Below are 18,739 nucleotides of genomic sequence, written 5' to 3' on the forward strand. Positions count from 1 at the left end.
CTTACTTGCTGGCCACCGTCTCTGGCTGCCAGCCACCGCCCAGGGCCTTGTAGATGGCGACGATGCCGCGATACAGGTCGACTTCGGCCTGGGCCTGGGAGTCTTCGGCGGCCAGGCGTTCACGCTGGGCGTCGAGCAGCACCAGGAAGTCCACGGTGCCCTCGCGGTAACGAATCTCCGCCAGGTCGGCGGCGGCACGGCTCGACTCGCTCTGGCGGATCAGCGAGATCAGGCGTTGCTGGCGCTTGCCGTAATCGCTGAAGGCGTTTTCCGACTCTTCCAGGGCCAGCAGCACTTGCTGCTCATAGGTCGCCAGGGCACCGTCGGCCTCGGCGTTGGCGCCGCGCAGACGGGCGCGCACGCTGCCCAGGTCGAAGGCGGCCCAGGTAATGCTCGGGCCCAGGGCCCAGGCATTGGCGGCCGAGGAACCGATCTGCGAACCGCGCCCGGCGGTGAAACCGAGGAAACCGCTGAGGCTGACCCGGGGGAACAGGTCGGCCTTGGCCACGCCGATCCGCGCGGTGGCGGCGGCCAGCTGGCGCTCGGCGCTGAGAATGTCCGGGCGCCGCTGCAGCAGTTCGCCCGGGTCGCCGATCGGCAGGGCCTTGGCGATCGCCGGCAGCTGCGCGGGCTTGAGGTCGACGCTGAGCTTATCCGGGCGCTCGCCCAGCAGGGTGGCGATCCGGTTGCGCTGGCGCACCTGTTCGGCCTGCAGTTGCGGCACGCTGGCTTCCACCGCCGCCAGGCGCGCGTCGGCGCGAACCACGTCGAGCTGATCGCCGACCCCGGCTTCGCGCAGGCTTTCGGTGATCTTGCGCGACTCCTGCTGGTTCTCCAGGTTGGCCAGGGCGATCTTTTCCCGCAGCTGGGCGCCGCGCAGCTGGCCGTAGGCATCCACCAGCTCGGCGATCATCGTGACTTGCAACTGGTAGAGGTCGGCCTCGGCGGCCTGCTGGTCGGCGTCGGTGGCTTCCAGGTTGCGCTGGATGCGGCCGAACAGGTCCAGTTCCCAGGCCATGTCCAGGCCCAGGTCGTAGCGTTCGCTGTTGACCCGGCGGGTGGTCTGGCCAGGGATCTGCCCCTTGGCCAGGTCGCTGCTGGCGCGGCTGGTGATGGTTGGCATGGCGTCGTTGCTGGCGTCGTCGCGAATCGCCCGGGCGGCCCGTAGGCGGGCGAAGGCCACGCGCAATTCGCGGTTGCCCTGCAGGGACTGGGTCACCAGCTGGTTGAGCACCGGGTCGTCGAACTGCTGCCACCAGATGCCTTCGAAACGTGCGCGGTCGAAGTTCTTCTGGCCCGCGGCGCCGTCGGTGGCGGCGCTGATGTGCGCCGCCTCGGTGGTCGGGGTCTGGTAGTCCGGGCCAACGGCACAGGCGCTCAGGGCCAGTACCAGCAAGCTTGGCAGGAAGACTTTCGAACTCATTGTTGCGTCTCCAGTTTCAGGGCTCGGGTCGCTTTGCGGGCGGCGCTGCGCTCCACGTAGTTGCGGATCAGGACGTAGAACACTGGGGTCAGCAGCAGGCCGAAGAAGGTCACGCCGAGCATCCCGGAGAACACCGCGACCCCCATGGCATGGCGCATTTCCGCACCGGCGCCGCTGGAGAACACCAGGGGCACCACACCCATGATGAAGGCGAACGAGGTCATCAGGATCGGCCGCAGACGCAGGCGGCAGGCTTCCAGCACCGCGGCCAGCGGGTCGAGGCCTTCTTCCTGTTTGTCCTTGGCGAACTCGACGATCAGGATCGCGTTCTTGCAGGCCAGGCCCACCAGTACGATCAGGCCGATCTGGGTGAAGATGTTGTTGTCGCCACCGGACAGGATCACCCCGGTGATGGCCGACAGCAGGGTCATCGGCACGATCAGGATCACCGCCAGCGGCAGGCTCCAGCTCTCGTATTGCGCAGCCAGTACCAGGAAGGCCAGCAGCACGCAGAGCGGGAAGACGAACAGCGCGGTATTACCGGCGAGGATCTGCTGGTAGGTCAGCTCGGTCCATTCGTAGGTCATGCCGTTGGGCAGTTCTTCCTTGAGCAGTTTCTCGATCGCCGCTTCCGCCTGGCCGGAGCTGTAGCCCGGTGCGGCCGCGCCGTTGATTTCCGCGGTGACGAAGCCGTTGTAGTGCATCACACGGTCGGGACCGGCGGTGTCGCTGACCTTGATGAAGGTCGCCAGCGGAATCATCTCGCCCTTGTTGTTGCGCACTTTCAACTGACCGATCTGCTCGGCCTCGAGGCGGAACTGCTGTTCGGCCTGGACGTTGACCTGGTAGGTGCGGCCAAAGCGGTTGAAGTCGTTGGCGTACAGCGAACCCAGGTAGATCTGCAGGGTGTCGAAGATATCGCTGATGGCCACGCCGTGGGTCTTGGCCTTTTCCCGGTCGATAGCGGCATCGACCTGCGGCACGTTGACCTGGTAGCTGGTGAACAGCCCGGCCAGTTCCGGCACGCTGCGGCTCTTGGCGATCACGTTCTGCACTTCTTTATACAGCTCGTCGTAGCCCATGCCGCTGCGGTCCTCGACCTGCAGGCGGAAACCACCGATGGTGCCCAGGCCCTGTACCGGCGGCGGTGGGAAGATCGCCATGTAGGCGTCCTGGATATCGGCGTACTGGGCGTTCAGGGCGCCGGCAATGGCCCCGGCGGACATACTCGGGTCCTTGCGCTCGTCGAAGGGCTTGAGGGTCACGAACACGATGCCGTTGTTCGGGCTGTTGGTGAAACCGTTGATCGACAGGCCGGGGAAGGCCACCGCGCTTTCCACGCCGGGCTGCTTCAGGGCCAGGTCGGACATGCGCTTGATCACGTCTTCAGTGCGGTCCAGGCTGGCGGCGTCCGGCAGTTGGGCGAAGGCCACCAGGTATTGCTTGTCCTGGGCCGGGACGAAGCCCATCGGTGTGTGGGCAAAGCCCAGCCAGGTCAGCGCCATCAGGCCGGCGTAGAGGAACAGGGCGATGCCGCTGCCGCGGATCACTCGGCGCACGGTGCCGACGTAGCCATGGCTGGCACGGTCGAAGAAGCGGTTGAACGGTGTGAACAGCCAGCCGCCCAGGAGTTTTTCCAGGAGCCGCGAGAAGCGGTCCTTCGGTGCGTGGTGCTCCTTGAGCAAGACCGCGGCCAGGGCTGGGGACAGGGTCAGGGAGTTGAAGGCCGAGATCACAGTGGAGATCGCGATGGTCAGGGCGAACTGCTTGTAGAACTGCCCCGTCAGACCGCTGATGAAGGCCGCCGGCACGAACACCGCGCAGAGCACCAGGGCGGTGGCGATGATTGGCCCGGTCACCTCGCGCATGGCGCGCTTGGTAGCTTCGACCGGGTTCAGCCCGAGGCCGATATTACGCTCGACGTTCTCCACCACCACGATGGCGTCGTCCACCACGATACCGATGGCCAATACCAGCCCGAACAGCGACAGGGCGTTGAGCGAGAAGCCGAACAGGTGCATCACGGCGAAGGTACCGATCAGCGAGACCGGCACGGCCACCAGCGGGATGATCGAGGCGCGCCAGGTCTGCAGGAACAGGATCACCACCAGCACCACCAGCACCAGGGCTTCGAACAGGGTGTGCACCACCGCTTCGATGGAGCCGCGGACGAAGATGGTCGGGTCGTAGACGATGCTGAAGTCCATGCCTTCCGGGAAGCTCTTCTTCAGTTCGGCCATCTTGGCCCGCACTTCGTTGGAGATCTCGATGGCGTTGGAGCCGGGGCGCTGGAAGATCGGGATCGCCACCGCCGGCTGGTTGTTCAGCAGCGAGCGCAGGGCGTACTGGTTGGACCCCAGCTCGACCCGGGCGATGTCTTTGAGGCGAGTGATCTCGCCGTTACTGCCGGCGCGGATGATGATGTTCTCGAACTCTTCCTCGCTCACCAGGCGACCCTGGGTGTTGACCGCCATCTGGAAGCTGGTGGCGCTCGGCGCGGGAGGCGCGCCCAGGGTACCGGCGGCGACCTGACGGTTCTGCTCGCGAATGGCGGTGACCACGTCGGTGGCGGTCAGGTTGCGCGAAGCGGTCTTGTTCGGGTCGAGCCAGACCCGCAGCGAGTAGTCGCCCATGCCGAACAGCTGCACGTCGCCCACGCCGCCCAGGCGCGCCAGCTCGTCCTTGATGTTGAGGATGGCGTAGTTGGACAGGTAGAGCATGTCGTAGCGTTTGTCCGGCGAGGTCAGGTGGACCACCATGGTCAGGTCGGGGGAGGCCTTGTCCACGGTGATACCGATGCGCGTCACCTCTTCAGGCAGCTTGGGCTCGGTCCGGGTCACCCGGTTCTGCACCTGCACCTGGGCGTTGTCCAGATCGGTACCCAGGGCGAAGGTGATGGTCAGGGTGATCTTGCCGTCGGAGGTGGACTGCGAGGACATGTAGAGCATGTTCTCGACGCCGGTGATGGCCTGCTCCAGGGGAGCGGCCACGGTCTCGCCGATGACTTTCGGGTTGGCGCCCGGGAAGTTGGCGCGCACCACCACGGTCGGCGGTACCACTTCCGGGTATTCGCTGATCGGTAGCTGGAACAGCGAGATGGAACCGGCGATCAGGATCAGCAGCGACAGCACCGCGGCGAAGATCGGCCGTGAAATGAAGAATTGGGAAAAATTCATCTTGAGTCCTTAACCCCGTGGAGTCGCAGCGCTGGCCAGTTTCGCAGCGGCTTCGGGCGCGCCTTTGGCAGGGGCGACGCGAGGCAGGTTGCTGGCTTCCAGGGCTTGTCGTTGTTGCGCCAGGGCGGCGAGGGTTTCCTTGCTGGCCATCGGAATTTCTTCGGGGTTGACCGGCGCGCCCGGACGGGCTCGCTGCAGACCCTTGACGATAATGGTGTCGTCCTTGTTCAGGCCGGTGCGCACGATACGCAGGCCTTCGATCTTCGGACCCAGCTCGACCGCGCGGTACGCCGGCTTGTTGTCGGCGGCCATCACCAGCACGAATTTCTTGCCCAGGTCGGTGCCCACGGCTTCGTCGTTGATCAGCACGGCGGAGTAGGTGCCGCTGCCCACCAGCTTCAGGCGTGCATAGAGGCCGGGGGTGTAGCTGCCGTCGCTGTTGTCGAACACCGCGCGACCGCGGATGGTGCCGGTCTGCGGGTTGACCTGGTTGTCGACGAAGTTCATCTGGCCCAGGTGCGGGTGGCCGTCTTCGTTGGACAGGCCGAGGTAGACCGGGGTGGTCTGGCCGCGCTGGCCCTGGCGGGCGAGTTGGGTGTACTTGAGGTACACCCGCTCGTCGGCGTCGAAGTAGGCGTAGACCTTGTCGGTGGAAACCACGCTGGTCAGCGCGGTGACGTCGGCGGTCACCAGGTTGCCGGCGGTGATTTCCGCGCGGCTGACCCGGCCGCTGATGGGCGCGACGACCCGGGTGAAGCTCAGGTTCAGGCGCGCCAGGTCCAGTTGCGCCTGGATCGCGGCAACGCCGGCGCGGGCTTCCTGGGCGGCGGTGGTGCGCGAGTCGGCCAGTTCGGCGGAAATGGCGTTGCTGGTGCGCAGGCGTTCGCCGCGCTGGGCTTCGTTCTCGCTGCGGGTGGCGGTGGCGCGGGCCTGTTGCAGCTGGGCTTCGAGGCGGCGGACTTCGGACTGGAACGGGCGCGGGTCGATCTGGAACAGCAGGTCGCCTTTCTTCACCAGGGCGCCTTCGGTGAAGGCCACCTGGTCGATCTGCCCGGAAACCCGTGGCCGGATCTCTACGGTTTCGGGCGCCTCCAGGCGCCCGGTGAACTCGTCCCACTCGTTGACTGGCTGCTCGATCACCTTGGCCACACTGACTTTGGCGGCGGGCATGTTACCGGCGGTTTGCGGAGCCTTGCCGCAGGCGCTCATCACCAGCACGGCCAACACCGCGAGAGGGAAGCGTAAGGGTTTGAGTGACTGTTCCATGGATCATCCGCCAATGTATTTGAGATGGGCGGATGATGCTCGGCAGGGTTGTATCTCACGAATCGAATGAGACGAAGGTAACTATCATTCGGAATGATATAAGCACGGAGCAAGCCCTCTAGCATGCACCTTTCGTTAGGGGGCTATCAATTCCTTGAATGGAATTTCATTGTTTCCGAAAGTGCACGGATGGTGGGGTGAGCGGGATGGAGCGCGATGCATATATAGCAGGGCGCTCCTTGTCGGAAGAGGGCTGATTACCAGCTGCCATAGGGGATGCCGTATTGCTCTATATAGCGCCTGGATTTCTCGCTGACCTTATAGGCGTAACGCCCGTTGTTTTTTCCTTGGCTCGGTCCTAATGGTTCAACTTCAGCTTGGACACGGGCGACCTTGATAGGGTGATGACATTCATCTCGCACCCACACTTGAACGATGCCACCCGGCGCCAACCCCAGATTGACCGAGGCCATGTAGCTTGCGGTTTTTTGCGGCGTTTCCGGGCAACGACGGGCCGTCGTCTTGCGCATGATCTGTCGGGCTTCTTCCGGGATATCGATCCATGCCCGATAGGTTTGCGGTTCCACTACCGACTGCCAGCGCACGAAAATGCGTTGGGGCAGATCGGCACCTATCACCGATTTGCCATCACCACCCACTTCTCTCCAGCCCCTGGCCCATTCTTTTTGGTAACCAAGGGCGCCGCCTGATGCCGTCCCGCGGCCCGTGTGGCGAAACAGTTTGCCGTTGATATCTTCTACTGCACTGTCTTCAACCCAGACCTTCATGTAGTAGGGCTCGGTGAAGCCAAGCTCCCACCAGGGACTTTTGGGGTCGTTTCTTGCGGAAAGTGGATCGCTGGCCAGGCAGCCAGTTAGTAGCAGTGCGCCCAACAGGGCGATGAATGCTCTCATTACCAAAGCGTCCTGTCAGGTACGTGAGGATGTTGCACCCGCACGGCATCCACCGTGGGGGTGTTGATATAGACGATTTTAAGGCTGCCGCCGTCCCGTTTGCCCAGCGGGTGGTTCCAGTGAGCCGAGAGATGGATATAGCGCAGCTTAAGCAAGGTTTCCTCGGTTGGCGTCGTACTGTAGTCACCGGTGACAAACCTGTCACACAGTGCTTGAAGCTCCGATGGAATCGCGTACTCGGGAGTCTCCGGGATGTCCTCGAATTGCACACCGTTCTTCCTAGCCAGTTCATACATGACGCGCAGATACACCCTCGACAATTTATTGTTCATAGGCCTCTTGAGTTGCAGGCCGGCATACACCCGTTTTCTTTGGGGGGAGAGGCGATCCTGTGGCTCCTGGGGCAGCAACAGTGGTTCCGGTGTGACGATCTCCAGCCATTGCGCGGGCCAACCCTTCGCCAGCCAGTGTGTTCTTGCCTGGAGCGCATCCCGGTAAATCGAGGTCTGGGTCACCTCAGCAGTGATCGGTACCTCCAACGCTTGCATCGGGCTGACCAGCACACACTCCTGCACCTCATCCAGATAACCGCCACCGATATCCGAGTGCGCACCGGGCAGGGTGATTTCGGCGTGGTCGGGTTTGACCCGGCTCAGGGCAAAGTTGGCCCGGTACTCGTCGCGGGCGACTAGTTGCACCACCGAGCGAAAGTAGCGGCGGTCGAGGTGCAGCTTGATACCGGGGGCAATGGCGCTGCGCACATTGCCCAGATTGCTTAGCCCGGCAACCGACGGCACGGTGTCGAACAGGCCGATAAAGCCCATATCGATATCGTGGCCGTACTGTCGGTTGAAGCGAGGGCTCAAGGCATTGGAGTGGTCGCGCAGAATCAGTTCAAGCGGGCCGAGCCAGCGTACGACTTCATTGGCAAAGTGCCGAGCTGCTGCGGCGCCTCGGCTAAAGCCGAAAGTGTCAAAGGTCAGGGACGATATTTCGCTGTCGGGGTTTTGCTCGAAGAAAAGGCCAATACGTTGTTTGATCTCAATAAATGCCTTTTGCACACAGCCTAAGACTCCCGTGCCACCACGCCCCGTCCCCGAGGTGATCAGGCTGTCCTTCTTGCCAGTCCTCGTGGCTATACCCTCGATATAGATGGAGCGAAAGGCCCGTCTTTGTAGGCCCTCACCTTCAGCCTCCTGTGCGGAATAGTACAAATCACTCAACCGCTTGATATTGCTCACCCCATTCCCATAACTACTCTCCGGGTCGCTCATATAGGGCTTGCAACTGCCATCGAGATCCCCGGCTTCAATAGGGTGTTGAGCCCCGCATAATTCACCCATCGCCGAGTTGCCGGCGTTATTGCCAGTGCCATCGAAGAATACGCCGATACGCAGTACCACCTGGGTTTTTGCCGGCGGCGGGGTGGGCTCTTTGGCGTACTTCTCGTACTGCGCCCACAGCTGTTCGCCGTAGCTGGGCTGTTCGGTTTCGGCGGTGTGTTCGGCGGGTGCTTGATTGGGATTGGCGGGCCGTAAAAGGCGGGGCATCGGTCCGGGTCCGTTGTTGGCCATGGGTGGTCCTGGTGCGGTCGAAGAGGGTGCTGAAGACCGTACCGGGAAGGGCTGGCGATGGATCTAGGACTATTCTGCAACGCGTTCGGTTGCGGCTGATTCAGTTGTAGGGCGCTATCGCAAGCAAACCAGCCAGCCAGTTTTTTCCTCACCAGCAACCACAAAAATCATAATTTCGTCATTTCCTGACCTCTCCCAGAATGCGACCTACACCTCCCACGGCCACCGGCGTGGGATCACTCAGCAGGGCGCAGACATGACAATCGACAACAACAAAATCGACACGCTGGTAGTGGGCGCCGGCCAGGCCGGCGTGGCCATGAGCGAACACCTGAGCCGCCTGGGCGTGCCGCACCTGGTGCTGGAGCGCAACCGCATCGCCGAAGCCTGGCGCACCGGGCGCTGGGATTCGCTGGTGGCCAACGGCCCGGCCTGGCACGACCGGTTCCCGGGCCTGGAATTCGACCTCGACCCCGATGCCTTCGCCGCCAAGGATCAGGTGGCCGACTACTTCGAAAGCTATGCCCGCCAGATCAACGCGCCGATCCGCACCGGGGTCGAGGTCAGGCAGGTGGTGCGCAACGCCAACCGCCCGGGCTTCACCGTGGACACCAGCGATGGCGTGATCGAGGCCCGGCAAGTGGTGGTGGCCACCGGCCCGTTCCAGCGCCCGGTCATCCCGCCGATCGCCCCGCAGGACGGGCGTGTGCTGCAGCTGCATTCGGCGGCCTACCGCAATCCGCAGCAGCTGCCCGAAGGCGCGGTGCTGGTGGTGGGCGCCGGCTCCTCGGGGGTGCAGATCGCCGACGAGCTGCAACGGGCCGGCAAGCGGGTCTACCTCTCGGTCGGCGCCCATGACCGCCCGCCACGGGCCTATCGCAACCGGGACTTCTGCTGGTGGCTGGGGGTGCTCGGCGAGTGGGACGCCGAGACCATGCAACCGGGCAAGGAGCACGTGACCATCGCCGTCAGCGGCGCCCGTGGCGGCCATACCGTGGACTTCCGGCGGTTGGCGCACCAGGGCATGACCCTGGTCGGCCTGACCCGATCCTTCAAGGACGGTGTGGTGGGTTTCGCAGCCAACCTGGCCGAGAACATTGCCCGCGGCGATGAAAACTACCTGGCGCTGCTGGATGCCGCCGATGCCTATATCGCCCGCAACGGCCTGGACCTGCCGGAGGAGCCCGAAGCCCGGGTCATGCTCCCGGACCCGCCGTGCCTGACCCAGCCGATCCTTGAACTCGACCTGGCCCAGGCCGGCGTCGGCACCATCATCTGGGCCACCGGCTATTCGGTGGACTACAGCTGGCTGCAGGTCGACGCCTTCAAGGACAACGGCAAGCCCCGGCACCAGCGCGGCGTGTCCAGCGAGCCGGGGGTGTATTTCGTGGGCCTGCCGTGGCTGTCGCGGCGCGGCTCGGCCTTTATCTGGGGCGTGTGGCACGACGCCCGGCACATCGCCGAGCACATCGTGAAGCAGCGCATCTACTCCGATTACCGCGACGCCACGCAGCGTCGGGCCGACCTCGAATCCTCCACTCAACCTGCCAGCCTCATGGGAGCCCGCTGATGCCTACTCATACCCGCATCCGCATGTTCAACACCAAGGACACCTACCCGAACCAGTCCCTGGACAACGACCTGTGCCAGGCGGTGCGCGCCGGCAATACCGTGTATGTGCGCGGCCAGGTCGGCACCGACTTCGAGGGCCGCCTGGTCGGCCTCGGCGATCCACGGGCCCAGGCCGAGCAGGCCATGCGCAACGTCAAGCAACTGCTCGAGGAGGCCGGCAGCGACCTCAGCCATATCGTCAAGACCACCACCTACCTGATCGACCCGCGCTACCGCGAGCCGGTCTACCAGGAGGTCGGCAAGTGGCTCAAGGGCGTGTTTCCGATCTCCACCGGGCTGGTGGTCAGCGCCCTGGGCCAGCCCCAGTGGCTGATGGAAATCGACGTGATCGCGGTCATCCCCGAATAAGGAGCGCGCCATGACTTTCTCCATCGTCGGCCGCTGCGCCGAAACCGGCCAGCTGGGCATCGCCATCAGTTCCTCGAGCATCGCCGTCGGCGCCCGCTGCCCCTGGCTACGCAGCGGGGTCGGCGCGGTGTCGAGCCAGAACATCACCTTGCCGGCGCTGGGCCCGCAGGTGCTCGACGGCTTGGGTGACGGCCTGACGCCGCAGCAGGCGCTGGACCAGGCGCTGACCCGCAACGGCTACAGCCAGTACCGCCAGGTGGCGGTGGTGGATGCCCAGGGGCGCACGGCGCTGTTCAGCGGCAACCACGCCTTGGGCATCCACAACGCGCTGGCCGGCGAGCAATGCGTGGCGGCCGGCAACCTGCTGGCCAACAGCACAGTGATCGAGCGCATGGTCGCGGCCTTCGAGAGCAGCGAGGGCTGCCTGGCAGAGCGCCTGCTCAGTGCCTTGCAGGCCGGTCAGGACGCTGGAGGCGAGGCGGGGGCGGTGCATTCGGCGGCGCTGTCGGTGGTCGACGAACTGGTGTGGCCCATCGTCGACCTGCGGGTGGACTGGGCCGAGGAGAATCCCATCGGCCAGTTGCACAGCCTCTGGAGTGCCTACGAACCGCAACTGCAGGACTACTTGACTCGCGCCCTCAACCCGACCCTGGCCCCCAGCTACGGAGTGCCGGGCGATGAGTGAGCCGCGCAGCCACGCGTTGCTGGCCAAGCTGATCGGCTTCGCCACGGTCAGCCGCGATTCGAACCTGGCCCTGATCGAGTTCGTCCGCGACTACCTGCTCGGCCTGGGTGTCGACTGCGAACTGATCTACAACCCTGAGCGGACCAAGGCCAACCTGCTGGCCAGCATCGGCCCGGCGGTGGCGGGCGGCATCGTGCTCTCCGGGCATACCGATGTGGTGCCGGTGACCGGCCAGCCCTGGACCTTCGAGCCGTTCCGCCTCACCGAGCGTGACGGCAAGCTTTACGGCCGCGGCACCGCCGACATGAAAGGTTACCTGGCCTCGGTACTGGCCGCGGTGCCGCTGTTTCTCTCCAGCCCGCTGCGCCGGCCGGTGCACCTGGCGTTCTCCTATGACGAGGAGGTGGGTTGCCTCGGCGTGCGCGGCCTGCTGGAGCTGTTGCCCCAGTGCATCGCGCAACCGGCCCTGTGCCTGATCGGCGAGCCCACCGAACTGCAACCGGTGCTCGGCCACAAGGGCAAGCTGGCCATGCGTTGCCATGTGCGCGGCGCGCCGTGCCATTCGGCCTATGCGCCCTATGGCGTCAACGCCATCGAGCAGGCGGCGCGCTTGATCGGCCGCCTCGGCGAGATCGGCCAGCGCCTGGCCGCGCCGGAACACCACGACCCGCGTTTCGACCCGGCGTTCTCCACCGTGCAGGTTGGGCTGATCCAGGGCGGCACCGCGCTGAACATAGTCCCGGCCGACTGCCGCTTCGATTTCGAGGTGCGCGCTTTGCCGGCCTTCGAGCCCCAGGCGGTGGTGGACGAGCTGCAAACCTATGCGCAACAGAGCCTGCTGCCCGCCATGCAGGCGATCAAAGCCGACACGGCGATCCGCTTCGAGCCGATCTCGGCCTATCCCGGTCTGGCCACCGCTCCCGAAAGCGCCGCCGCCCGGCTGGTGGCGCAACTGTGCGGCAGCGATGCCTTTGGCACCGTGGCCTTCGGCACCGAGGGCGGGCTGTTCCACCAGGCCGGAATCCCGACGGTGGTCTGCGGCCCCGGCAGCATGGATCAGGGCCACAAGCCCGACGAATTCGTCAGCGTCGAACAGCTGGTGGCCTGCGACCGATTGATGGACCGGCTGGCCGAATACCTTTCCAACAACGAATAACGATAAGGAATCCGCGGTGAAAGACTTCAACGAGTGGACAGCCCTGGCGCAGCGGCAACGCCTGATCGACAGCGCCTTTATCGACGGCGAAGCGTGCCAGGCCCAAAGCGGGGCGCGCTTGCCGGCGATCAACCCGGCCACCGGCAAGCTGCTGGCCCAAGTGGCCGCCTGCGGTGAGGTCGAGGTCGACCGGGCGGTACGCAGCGCCCGCCGCGCCTTCGAAGAGGGGCCTTGGGCGCAGATGGCGCCGAGCGAGCGCAAGGCGATCCTGCTGCGTCTGTCGCAGCTGATGCTGGAGCACCGCGACGAACTGGCCTTGCTCGATTCCCTGAGCATGGGCAAGCCGGTGGCGGATGCCTGGAACATCGATGTGCCGGGCGCCGCCCAGGTGTTCGCCTGGTACGGCGAAAGCCTCGACAAGCTCTACGACCAAGTGGCGCCGAGCGCGAGCAATGTCCTGGCGACCATCACCCGGGTGCCGCTGGGGGTGATCGGCGCGGTGGTGCCGTGGAACTTCCCGCTGGACATGGCCGCCTGGAAGCTGGCCCCGGCCCTGGCCGCCGGCAACAGTGTGGTGCTCAAGCCGGCCGAGCAGTCGCCGTTTTCGGCCCTGCGTCTGGCCGAGCTGGCTATCGAAGCCGGCATCCCCAAGGGCGTGCTCAACGTGGTGCCGGGCCTGGGCGAGGAGGCCGGTCGCGCCCTGGGCCTGCACATGGACGTGGACGCCCTGGCGTTCACCGGCTCCACCGAAGTAGGCAAGTACTTCATGCAGTACGCCGCGCAATCGAACCTCAAGCAGGTCTGGCTGGAGTGCGGCGGCAAGAGCCCGAACCTGGTATTCGCCGACTGCCAGGACCTGGACCTGGCGGCCGAGAAAGCCGCGTTCGGCATCTTCTTCAACCAGGGCGAAGTCTGCTCGGCCAACTCGCGGTTGCTGGTGCAGCGCTCGATTGCCGCCGAGTTCGTCGAACGCCTGCAGGCCAAGGCGCGCCAGTGGCAGCCGGGCAACCCGCTGGACCCGGCGAGCCGGGCCGGGGCCATCGTCGATGGGCGGCAGGCGCAGCGAATCATGCAGTACATCGAACAGGCCCGGGCCGAAGGCGCGCAACTGGTGTGCGGCGGCCGGCAACTGAGCGTCGACGGTTCGAGCAATTTCATCGAGCCGACCATCTTCACCGAGGTGACCGCCGACATGACCCTGGCCCGGGAAGAGGTGTTCGGCCCGGTGCTGGCGGTCAGCGTGTTCGACGACGAAGCGCAGGCGGTGGCCCTGGCCAACGCGCATATCTATGGCCTGGCGGCGTCGGTCTGGACCGACGACCTCAATCGCGCCCACCGGGTGGCGCGGCGGCTGAATGCCGGCACGGTGTCGGTGAACACCGTCGATGCGCTGGATGTGACCGTGCCCTTCGGCGGCGGCAAGCAGTCGGGCTTCGGCCGCGACCTGTCACTGCATTCGTTCGACAAGTACACGCAGTTGAAAACCACCTGGATCCAGCTGCGCAACTGAGCGCCCCGAGGTCTCCACCGTCCTTGTAGGAGCGGGCTTGCCCGCGATAAGGCCGGTACAGGCAACCCATCTGTTCTTGCCAATAACAACAATACGGAGCAACCGATGAACAGCAATGCAAGCGTGCAAACCGGCGCCCTGGCGCCGCCCGCGAGTCGCAAGAAACTTGGCCTCACCGCGCTGTTGGCGGTGGCCATCGGCCTGGTGGTGTCCCAAGGCGTGATGGTGCTGATGCTGCAAGGCGTCGGCATCGCCGGGCTGGGCTTTATCGTACCCCTGGGCCTGGCCTACCTGCTGGCCCTGAGCTACGCCTGTTCGTTCTCCGAGCTGGCGCTGATGATTCCCCGCGCCGGCAGCCTGAGCACCTACACCGAAGTCGCCATCGGCCAATTCCCGGCGATCCTCGCGACCTTTTCCGGCTACATAGTGGTGGCGATGTTCGCCCTGTCGGCCGAGCTGTTGCTGATGGAGTTCATCATCGACAAGGTCTACCCGCATTCCATGCCGCCGTTGAGCGTGGCCCTGGGGGTGCTGGCGCTGTTCACCGTGTTCAACCTGTTCAACATCGACATCTTCGCCCGCCTGCAGACGCTGCTGGCGGTGGTGATGACCCTGGTGTTGCTGGTGATGGGCCTGAGCGCGATGAGCAGCGACATAGTCGCGCCCAACCCCTCGCTGTTCGACCGCGCCGGCTGGAACCCCCTGGGCCTGGGGGTGATCGCCCTGACGGCGATGGCGGTGTGGGGCTTCGTCGGCGCCGAGTTCGTCTGTCCGCTGGTGGAGGAAACCCGGCGCCCGGAGCGCAATATCCCCGGTTCGATGATGCTCGGCCTGACCGTGATCTTCGCCATCATCAGCCTCTACGCCCTCGGCGCCTTACTCACCGTGCCCCAGGCCGAGCTGACCAGCAACGGCCTGCCGCATTACCTGTTCGCCACCACGGTGTTCGGCGAGTCCGGCAAGGTGTTCCTGGTCACCGCCGCGATCACCGCCACCTGCAGCACCCTCAACAGTTCGCTGGCGGCTATCCCGCGCATGCTGTTCGGCATGGCCCGCAACGGCCAGGCCTTCGGCATCTTCAAGCGCCAGGGCCGGCGTACCGGTGCGCCCTGGGTGGCGGTGCTGTTCATCGCCGCGGTCACCGGGTTGCCGCTGCTGCTGATGCACGACCATGCTGACGCGATCAACCAGCTGCTGCTCTCGGCCGCCCTGGCCTGGCTGCTGGCCTACATCGTCACCCACATCAACGTCATCGCCTTGCGCCGGCGCTACCCGCAGGTGGCGCGGCCGTTCCGCACGCCGTTCTACCCGCTGCCGCAGCTGTTCGGTATCGCCGGCATGCTGTTTGCGATATGGAACGTCTCGCCCAGCCCGGAGATGACCCTTTCGATCTTTGCCTACGCAGGCCTGGTGCTGCTGATCGTCTCGATCATCGCAGTGCTGTGGATCAAGGGCGTGATGGGCAAGCCGCTGTTCAAGCCGGAGCCGCTGTCCAGCGTGCTCGGCAATCCCGATAAAAAACCCCAAGGAGATTCGCAATGACCGCTCAAGCCAAACCTGTCCGTAGCACCGGCGACTATCAGGCCGCGGATGCTGCGCACCATATTCATGCGTTCCTCGACCAGAAGGCGCTGAACGCCGAAGGCCCGCGGGTGATCGTGCGCGGCGAAGGCCTGGCCTTGTGGGACAACGACGGCAAACGCTACCTGGACGGCATGTCGGGCCTGTGGTGCACCAACCTCGGCTACGGCCGCAAGGACCTGGCCGCCGCGGCCAGCCAGCAGCTGGAGCAACTGCCGTATTACAACCTGTTTTTCCACACCACCCACCCGGCGGTGGTCGAGCTGTCGGAGCTGCTGTTCAGCCTGTTGCCCAGGCACTACAGCCACGCGATCTACACCAACTCCGGCTCCGAGGCCAACGAGGTGCTGATCCGCACGGTACGGCGCTACTGGCAGATCCTCGGCCAGCCGCAGAAGAAGATCATGATCGGCCGCTGGAACGGTTACCACGGCTCGACCCTCGGCGCCACGGCCCTGGGCGGCATGAAGTTCATGCACGAGATGGGCGGGGTGATCCCGGATGTGGCGCACATCGACGAACCCTACTGGTTTGCCCACGCAGGCGACCTGACCCCGGCCGAGTTCGGCCTGCGCGCGGCACGGCAGCTGGAAGAAAAGATCCTCGAACTGGGGGCCGAGAACGTCGCCGCCTTCGTGGCCGAACCCTTCCAGGGCGCTGGCGGCATGATTTTCCCGCCGGACAGCTACTGGCCCGAGATCCAGCGCATCTGCCGCCGGTACGACGTGCTGCTGTGCGCCGACGAAGTGATCGGCGGCTTCGGCCGCACCGGCGAGTGGTTCGCCCACCAGCATTTCGGTTTCGAGCCCGACACCCTGTCGATCGCCAAGGGCCTGACCAGCGGCTACATCCCCATGGGCGGGCTGATCCTGTCCCGGCGCATGGCCGAAGTGCTGGTGGAGCGAGGCGGGGTGTTCGCCCACGGCCTGACCTATTCCGGACACCCGGTGGCGGCGGCGGTGGCCATCGCCAACCTCAAGGCCCTGCGCGACGAAGGCGTCGTCAGCCAGGTCAAGCAAGACACCGGACCTTACCTGCAACGCTGCCTGCGCGAGGTGTTCGAGCCGCATCCGTTGATTGGCGAAGTGCAGGGCGCCGGACTGGTCGCGGCCTTGCAGTTCGCCGAAGACAAGGCCAGCCGCAAGCGTTTCGCCAACGAGAACGACATGGCCTGGCGTTGCCGCACCATCGGCTTCGAAGAGGGCCTGATCATCCGCTCGACCCTGGGCCGGATGATCATGGCCCCGGCCCTGGTGGCCAGCCACGCCGACATCGATGAACTGGTCGACAAGACCCGTATCGCCGTAGACCGCACCGCCCGCGAATTCGGTCGCCTGTAAGCCCATAAGCGGCCGGCGCGTGCGGGCGCGCCGGCCCATCAGAGGAACCGCTTCATGTCCAGATCCTTGCGTTGCTGTGTTCCCTTTGCCCTGGCCCTGTTGTGCACCGGCGTTTCGGCCGCGCCCCAGAGCCTCACTGTCATCTCCTTTGGCGGTGCCACCAAGCAGGCCCAGGACAAGGCCTACTTCCAACCTTTCAACGCCAGCGGCGCAGGACGCGTGGTCGCCGGCGAATACAACGGGGAGTTGTCGAAAATCAAGGCCATGGTCGATGTCGGCCATACCAGTTGGGACGTGGTCGAAGTCGAAAGCCCGGAGCTGTTGCGCGGTTGCGACGAAGGCCTGTTCGAGCGCCTCGATCCGGCGCGTTTCGGCGACCCGGCGCAGTTCGTCCCGGGGACCCTGAGCGAGTGCGGGGTGGCCACCTATGTCTGGTCGATGGTCATGGCCTACGACCAGGACAAGCTGGCCAAGGCGCCGACCTCTTGGGCGGATTTCTGGAATGTCGCCGACTTTCCCGGCAAGCGCGGTTTGCGCAAGGGCGCCAAGTACACCCTGGAAATCGCCTTGCTCGCCGATGGGGTCAAGCCGGACCAGCTGTATAAGGTGCTGGGCACCCCCGAGGGCGTGACCCGGGCGTTCGCCAAGCTCGACCAGATCAAGGGCCATATCCAGTGGTGGGAGGCGGGGGCGCAGCCGCCGCAATGGCTGATCGCCGGGGATGTGGTGATGAGCGCGGCGTACAACGGCAGGATCGCCTCGGCGCAGAAGGAAGGCATGAAGCTGAGCATCGTCTGGCCGCAGAGCCTGTACGACCCGGAGTACTGGGCGGTGGTCAAGGGCACGCCGAACAAGGCTCTGGCCGAGGACTTCATCGCCTTCGCCAGCCAGCCGCAGACGCAGAAAGTGTTTTCCGAGGCGATCCCCTACGGGCCAGTGCATCGCGAGGCGCTGTCGCTGTTGCCGCCAGCGGTGCAACAGCAGTTGCCCACCGCCCAGGCCAACCTGGCCGGGGCGCGGGCCGTGGATGCGGCCTTCTGGGTGGATCACGGCGAGGAGCTGGAGCAGCGTTTCAACGCCTGGGCGGCGCGCTAAAGCGCTGCCATCGCCAAGGCGCGTGGGAGTGGCCGGAGCCACTCCCATCGGTGCACGGCCTCAGGCCAGCCAGGCCTTGAACTGTTCCTTGCAGTAATCGACGAACAACTGCGCGGGCTTGGTCAGCTGCGCCCGCTTCAGCCAGCCGGCCACCAGCGCCGAGCCGGTGACGTCCTCGGCGATGTTCACGCACACCAGCTCCTGGCCGTCGTAGGTGCGGTTGCCATGGGGCTTGGTCACCAGCAAGGCAAAGCCAAACCCCTGGCCGACCATGCCGCGCACCATCTCGATCGACGGCGAGCCGAAGACGATATTCGGCGTCAGCTGCAGCTCCTCGAAGATGCTCACGAAGTAGGTACGGCTGGGCTGTACGTCCAGCAGGATCATCGGCTCCAGGGCCAGGTCGCGCAGGGATACCTGGGCCTGCCCGGCAAAGCGGTGCCCGGCTGGCAGCAGGGCGTAGGGCCGCTGCGGCGCCATCAGCGCTTCGGTCTCGATGGTGCTGTCCAGTTCATGCTCGTAGAAGATCGCCAGGTCGAAACGCCCGCCGGTCAGGCCCTGCACCAGTTCCTGCTGCTCGCCGTCCTGCAGGCGGATCTCCACCCCCGGGAAGCGTTGGCGAAAACCGGCGATCAGCCGTGGCAGGTAGAGCGGGGCGACGGTCTCGAAGCATCCGATATCGATCTGCCCGCACACCACATCGTTGTCGGCCAGGGCGTTCTGCTCGAACTCATGGGCCATGCGCAGCAGTTCCTGGGCCTTGCGGTAGAAACGCGCGCCACCGGGGGTCAGGGACACCCCCTGGGCGTGATGACGGATCAGCAACTGCACGCCGAAACTGTCTTCCAGGCCCTTGACCGCCGTGGAAATCGACGGCTGGGCGATATACAGCTTGCGCGACGCCTCGGCGACGCTGCCGCACTCGACGGTGGTGACGAAATACTTCAACTGACGCAAGGAATAGGACGCCACAGTGCACCTCTGGGCTGATTGTTTGGCTCCACGATACCCGCTCCGCCGGCCGGCGCTGCAGCGGATT

General features: G+C 65.2%; 14 protein-coding genes. 8 read left to right on the plus strand and 6 right to left on the minus strand.

Annotation, left to right across the window (positions count from 1 at the left end):
• Position 1: 1 nt before the first annotated feature.
• From ACQKQA_RS02870 to ACQKQA_RS02890, 5 genes are all read right to left on the minus strand, one after another.
• Positions 2 to 1,423, minus strand: coding sequence for an efflux transporter outer membrane subunit (locus ACQKQA_RS02870; RefSeq protein ID WP_427553291.1), 1,422 nt, complete (start codon positions 1,421 to 1,423; stop codon positions 2 to 4).
• On the minus strand, positions 1,420 to 4,599 hold the full coding sequence (locus tag ACQKQA_RS02875; RefSeq protein ID WP_427553293.1) for an efflux RND transporter permease subunit: 3,180 nt from the start codon (positions 4,597 to 4,599) through the stop codon (positions 1,420 to 1,422). The genes ACQKQA_RS02870 and ACQKQA_RS02875 overlap by 4 nt, the downstream gene beginning before the upstream one ends.
• A gap of 9 nt (positions 4,600 to 4,608) precedes the next feature.
• Positions 4,609 to 5,865 carry a multidrug efflux RND transporter periplasmic adaptor subunit MexE gene (mexE, locus tag ACQKQA_RS02880; RefSeq protein ID WP_427553295.1) on the minus strand — a complete coding sequence of 419 codons (1,257 nt, stop codon included), beginning with the start codon at positions 5,863 to 5,865 and terminating at the stop codon, positions 4,609 to 4,611.
• 257 nt (positions 5,866 to 6,122) lie between these two features.
• The gene (locus ACQKQA_RS02885; RefSeq protein WP_427553297.1) at positions 6,123 to 6,779 is read right to left on the minus strand and encodes a DUF2931 family protein; all 657 of its coding nucleotides are present in this window, start codon (positions 6,777 to 6,779) and stop codon (positions 6,123 to 6,125) included.
• Positions 6,779 to 8,353 (minus strand): phospholipase effector Tle1 domain-containing protein, encoded by a 1,575-nt coding sequence (locus ACQKQA_RS02890; RefSeq protein WP_427553299.1) that lies wholly within the window; start codon positions 8,351 to 8,353, stop codon positions 6,779 to 6,781. Before ACQKQA_RS02890 ends, ACQKQA_RS02885 begins: the two co-directional genes overlap by 1 nt.
• Positions 8,354 to 8,609: 256 nt before the next feature.
• Between ACQKQA_RS02890 and ACQKQA_RS02895 the strand changes: the two genes are divergently transcribed.
• The 8 genes from ACQKQA_RS02895 to ACQKQA_RS02930 all read left to right on the plus strand — a co-directional run bounded on the left by ACQKQA_RS02895 (position 8,610) and on the right by ACQKQA_RS02930 (position 17,700).
• Complete coding sequence (locus tag ACQKQA_RS02895) at positions 8,610 to 9,923, plus strand: flavin-containing monooxygenase (protein WP_427553301.1); 1,314 nt, start codon at positions 8,610 to 8,612, stop codon at positions 9,921 to 9,923.
• Positions 9,923 to 10,333 (plus strand): RidA family protein, encoded by a 411-nt coding sequence (locus ACQKQA_RS02900; RefSeq protein WP_427553303.1) that lies wholly within the window; start codon positions 9,923 to 9,925, stop codon positions 10,331 to 10,333. The genes ACQKQA_RS02895 and ACQKQA_RS02900 overlap by 1 nt, the downstream gene beginning before the upstream one ends.
• A 10-nt stretch (positions 10,334 to 10,343) precedes the next feature.
• Entirely contained in the window at positions 10,344 to 11,018 is a 675-nt protein-coding gene (locus tag ACQKQA_RS02905; RefSeq protein WP_427553305.1) for a DUF1028 domain-containing protein, read from the plus strand.
• Positions 11,011 to 12,174 carry an acetylornithine deacetylase gene (gene argE / locus ACQKQA_RS02910; RefSeq protein ID WP_427553307.1) on the plus strand — a complete coding sequence of 388 codons (1,164 nt, stop codon included), beginning with the start codon at positions 11,011 to 11,013 and terminating at the stop codon, positions 12,172 to 12,174. The genes ACQKQA_RS02905 and argE overlap by 8 nt, the downstream gene beginning before the upstream one ends.
• A gap of 16 nt (positions 12,175 to 12,190) precedes the next feature.
• Positions 12,191 to 13,684 (plus strand): aldehyde dehydrogenase, encoded by a 1,494-nt coding sequence (locus ACQKQA_RS02915; protein WP_427553309.1) that lies wholly within the window; start codon positions 12,191 to 12,193, stop codon positions 13,682 to 13,684.
• 105 nt (positions 13,685 to 13,789) lie between these two features.
• Complete coding sequence (locus ACQKQA_RS02920; protein ID WP_427553311.1) at positions 13,790 to 15,226, plus strand: APC family permease; 1,437 nt, start codon at positions 13,790 to 13,792, stop codon at positions 15,224 to 15,226.
• On the plus strand, positions 15,223 to 16,605 hold the full coding sequence (locus tag ACQKQA_RS02925; RefSeq protein ID WP_427553313.1) for an aspartate aminotransferase family protein: 1,383 nt from the start codon (positions 15,223 to 15,225) through the stop codon (positions 16,603 to 16,605). The genes ACQKQA_RS02920 and ACQKQA_RS02925 overlap by 4 nt, the downstream gene beginning before the upstream one ends.
• Positions 16,606 to 16,659: 54 nt before the next feature.
• Positions 16,660 to 17,700: an ABC transporter substrate-binding protein gene (locus ACQKQA_RS02930; protein ID WP_427553315.1), complete on the plus strand. Its 1,041-nt coding sequence runs from the start codon at positions 16,660 to 16,662 to the stop codon at positions 17,698 to 17,700.
• A gap of 60 nt (positions 17,701 to 17,760) precedes the next feature.
• Here the strand turns inward: ACQKQA_RS02930 and ACQKQA_RS02935 are convergent, their stop codons facing one another.
• The gene (locus ACQKQA_RS02935) at positions 17,761 to 18,672 is read right to left on the minus strand and encodes a LysR family transcriptional regulator (protein ID WP_427553317.1); all 912 of its coding nucleotides are present in this window, start codon (positions 18,670 to 18,672) and stop codon (positions 17,761 to 17,763) included.
• Between the last annotated feature and the right edge of the window lie 67 nt (positions 18,673 to 18,739).

The sequence above is a fragment of the Pseudomonas sp. NPDC089530 genome (assembly GCF_050280705.1).
Taxonomy (GTDB): Bacteria; Pseudomonadota; Gammaproteobacteria; order Pseudomonadales; family Pseudomonadaceae; genus Aquipseudomonas.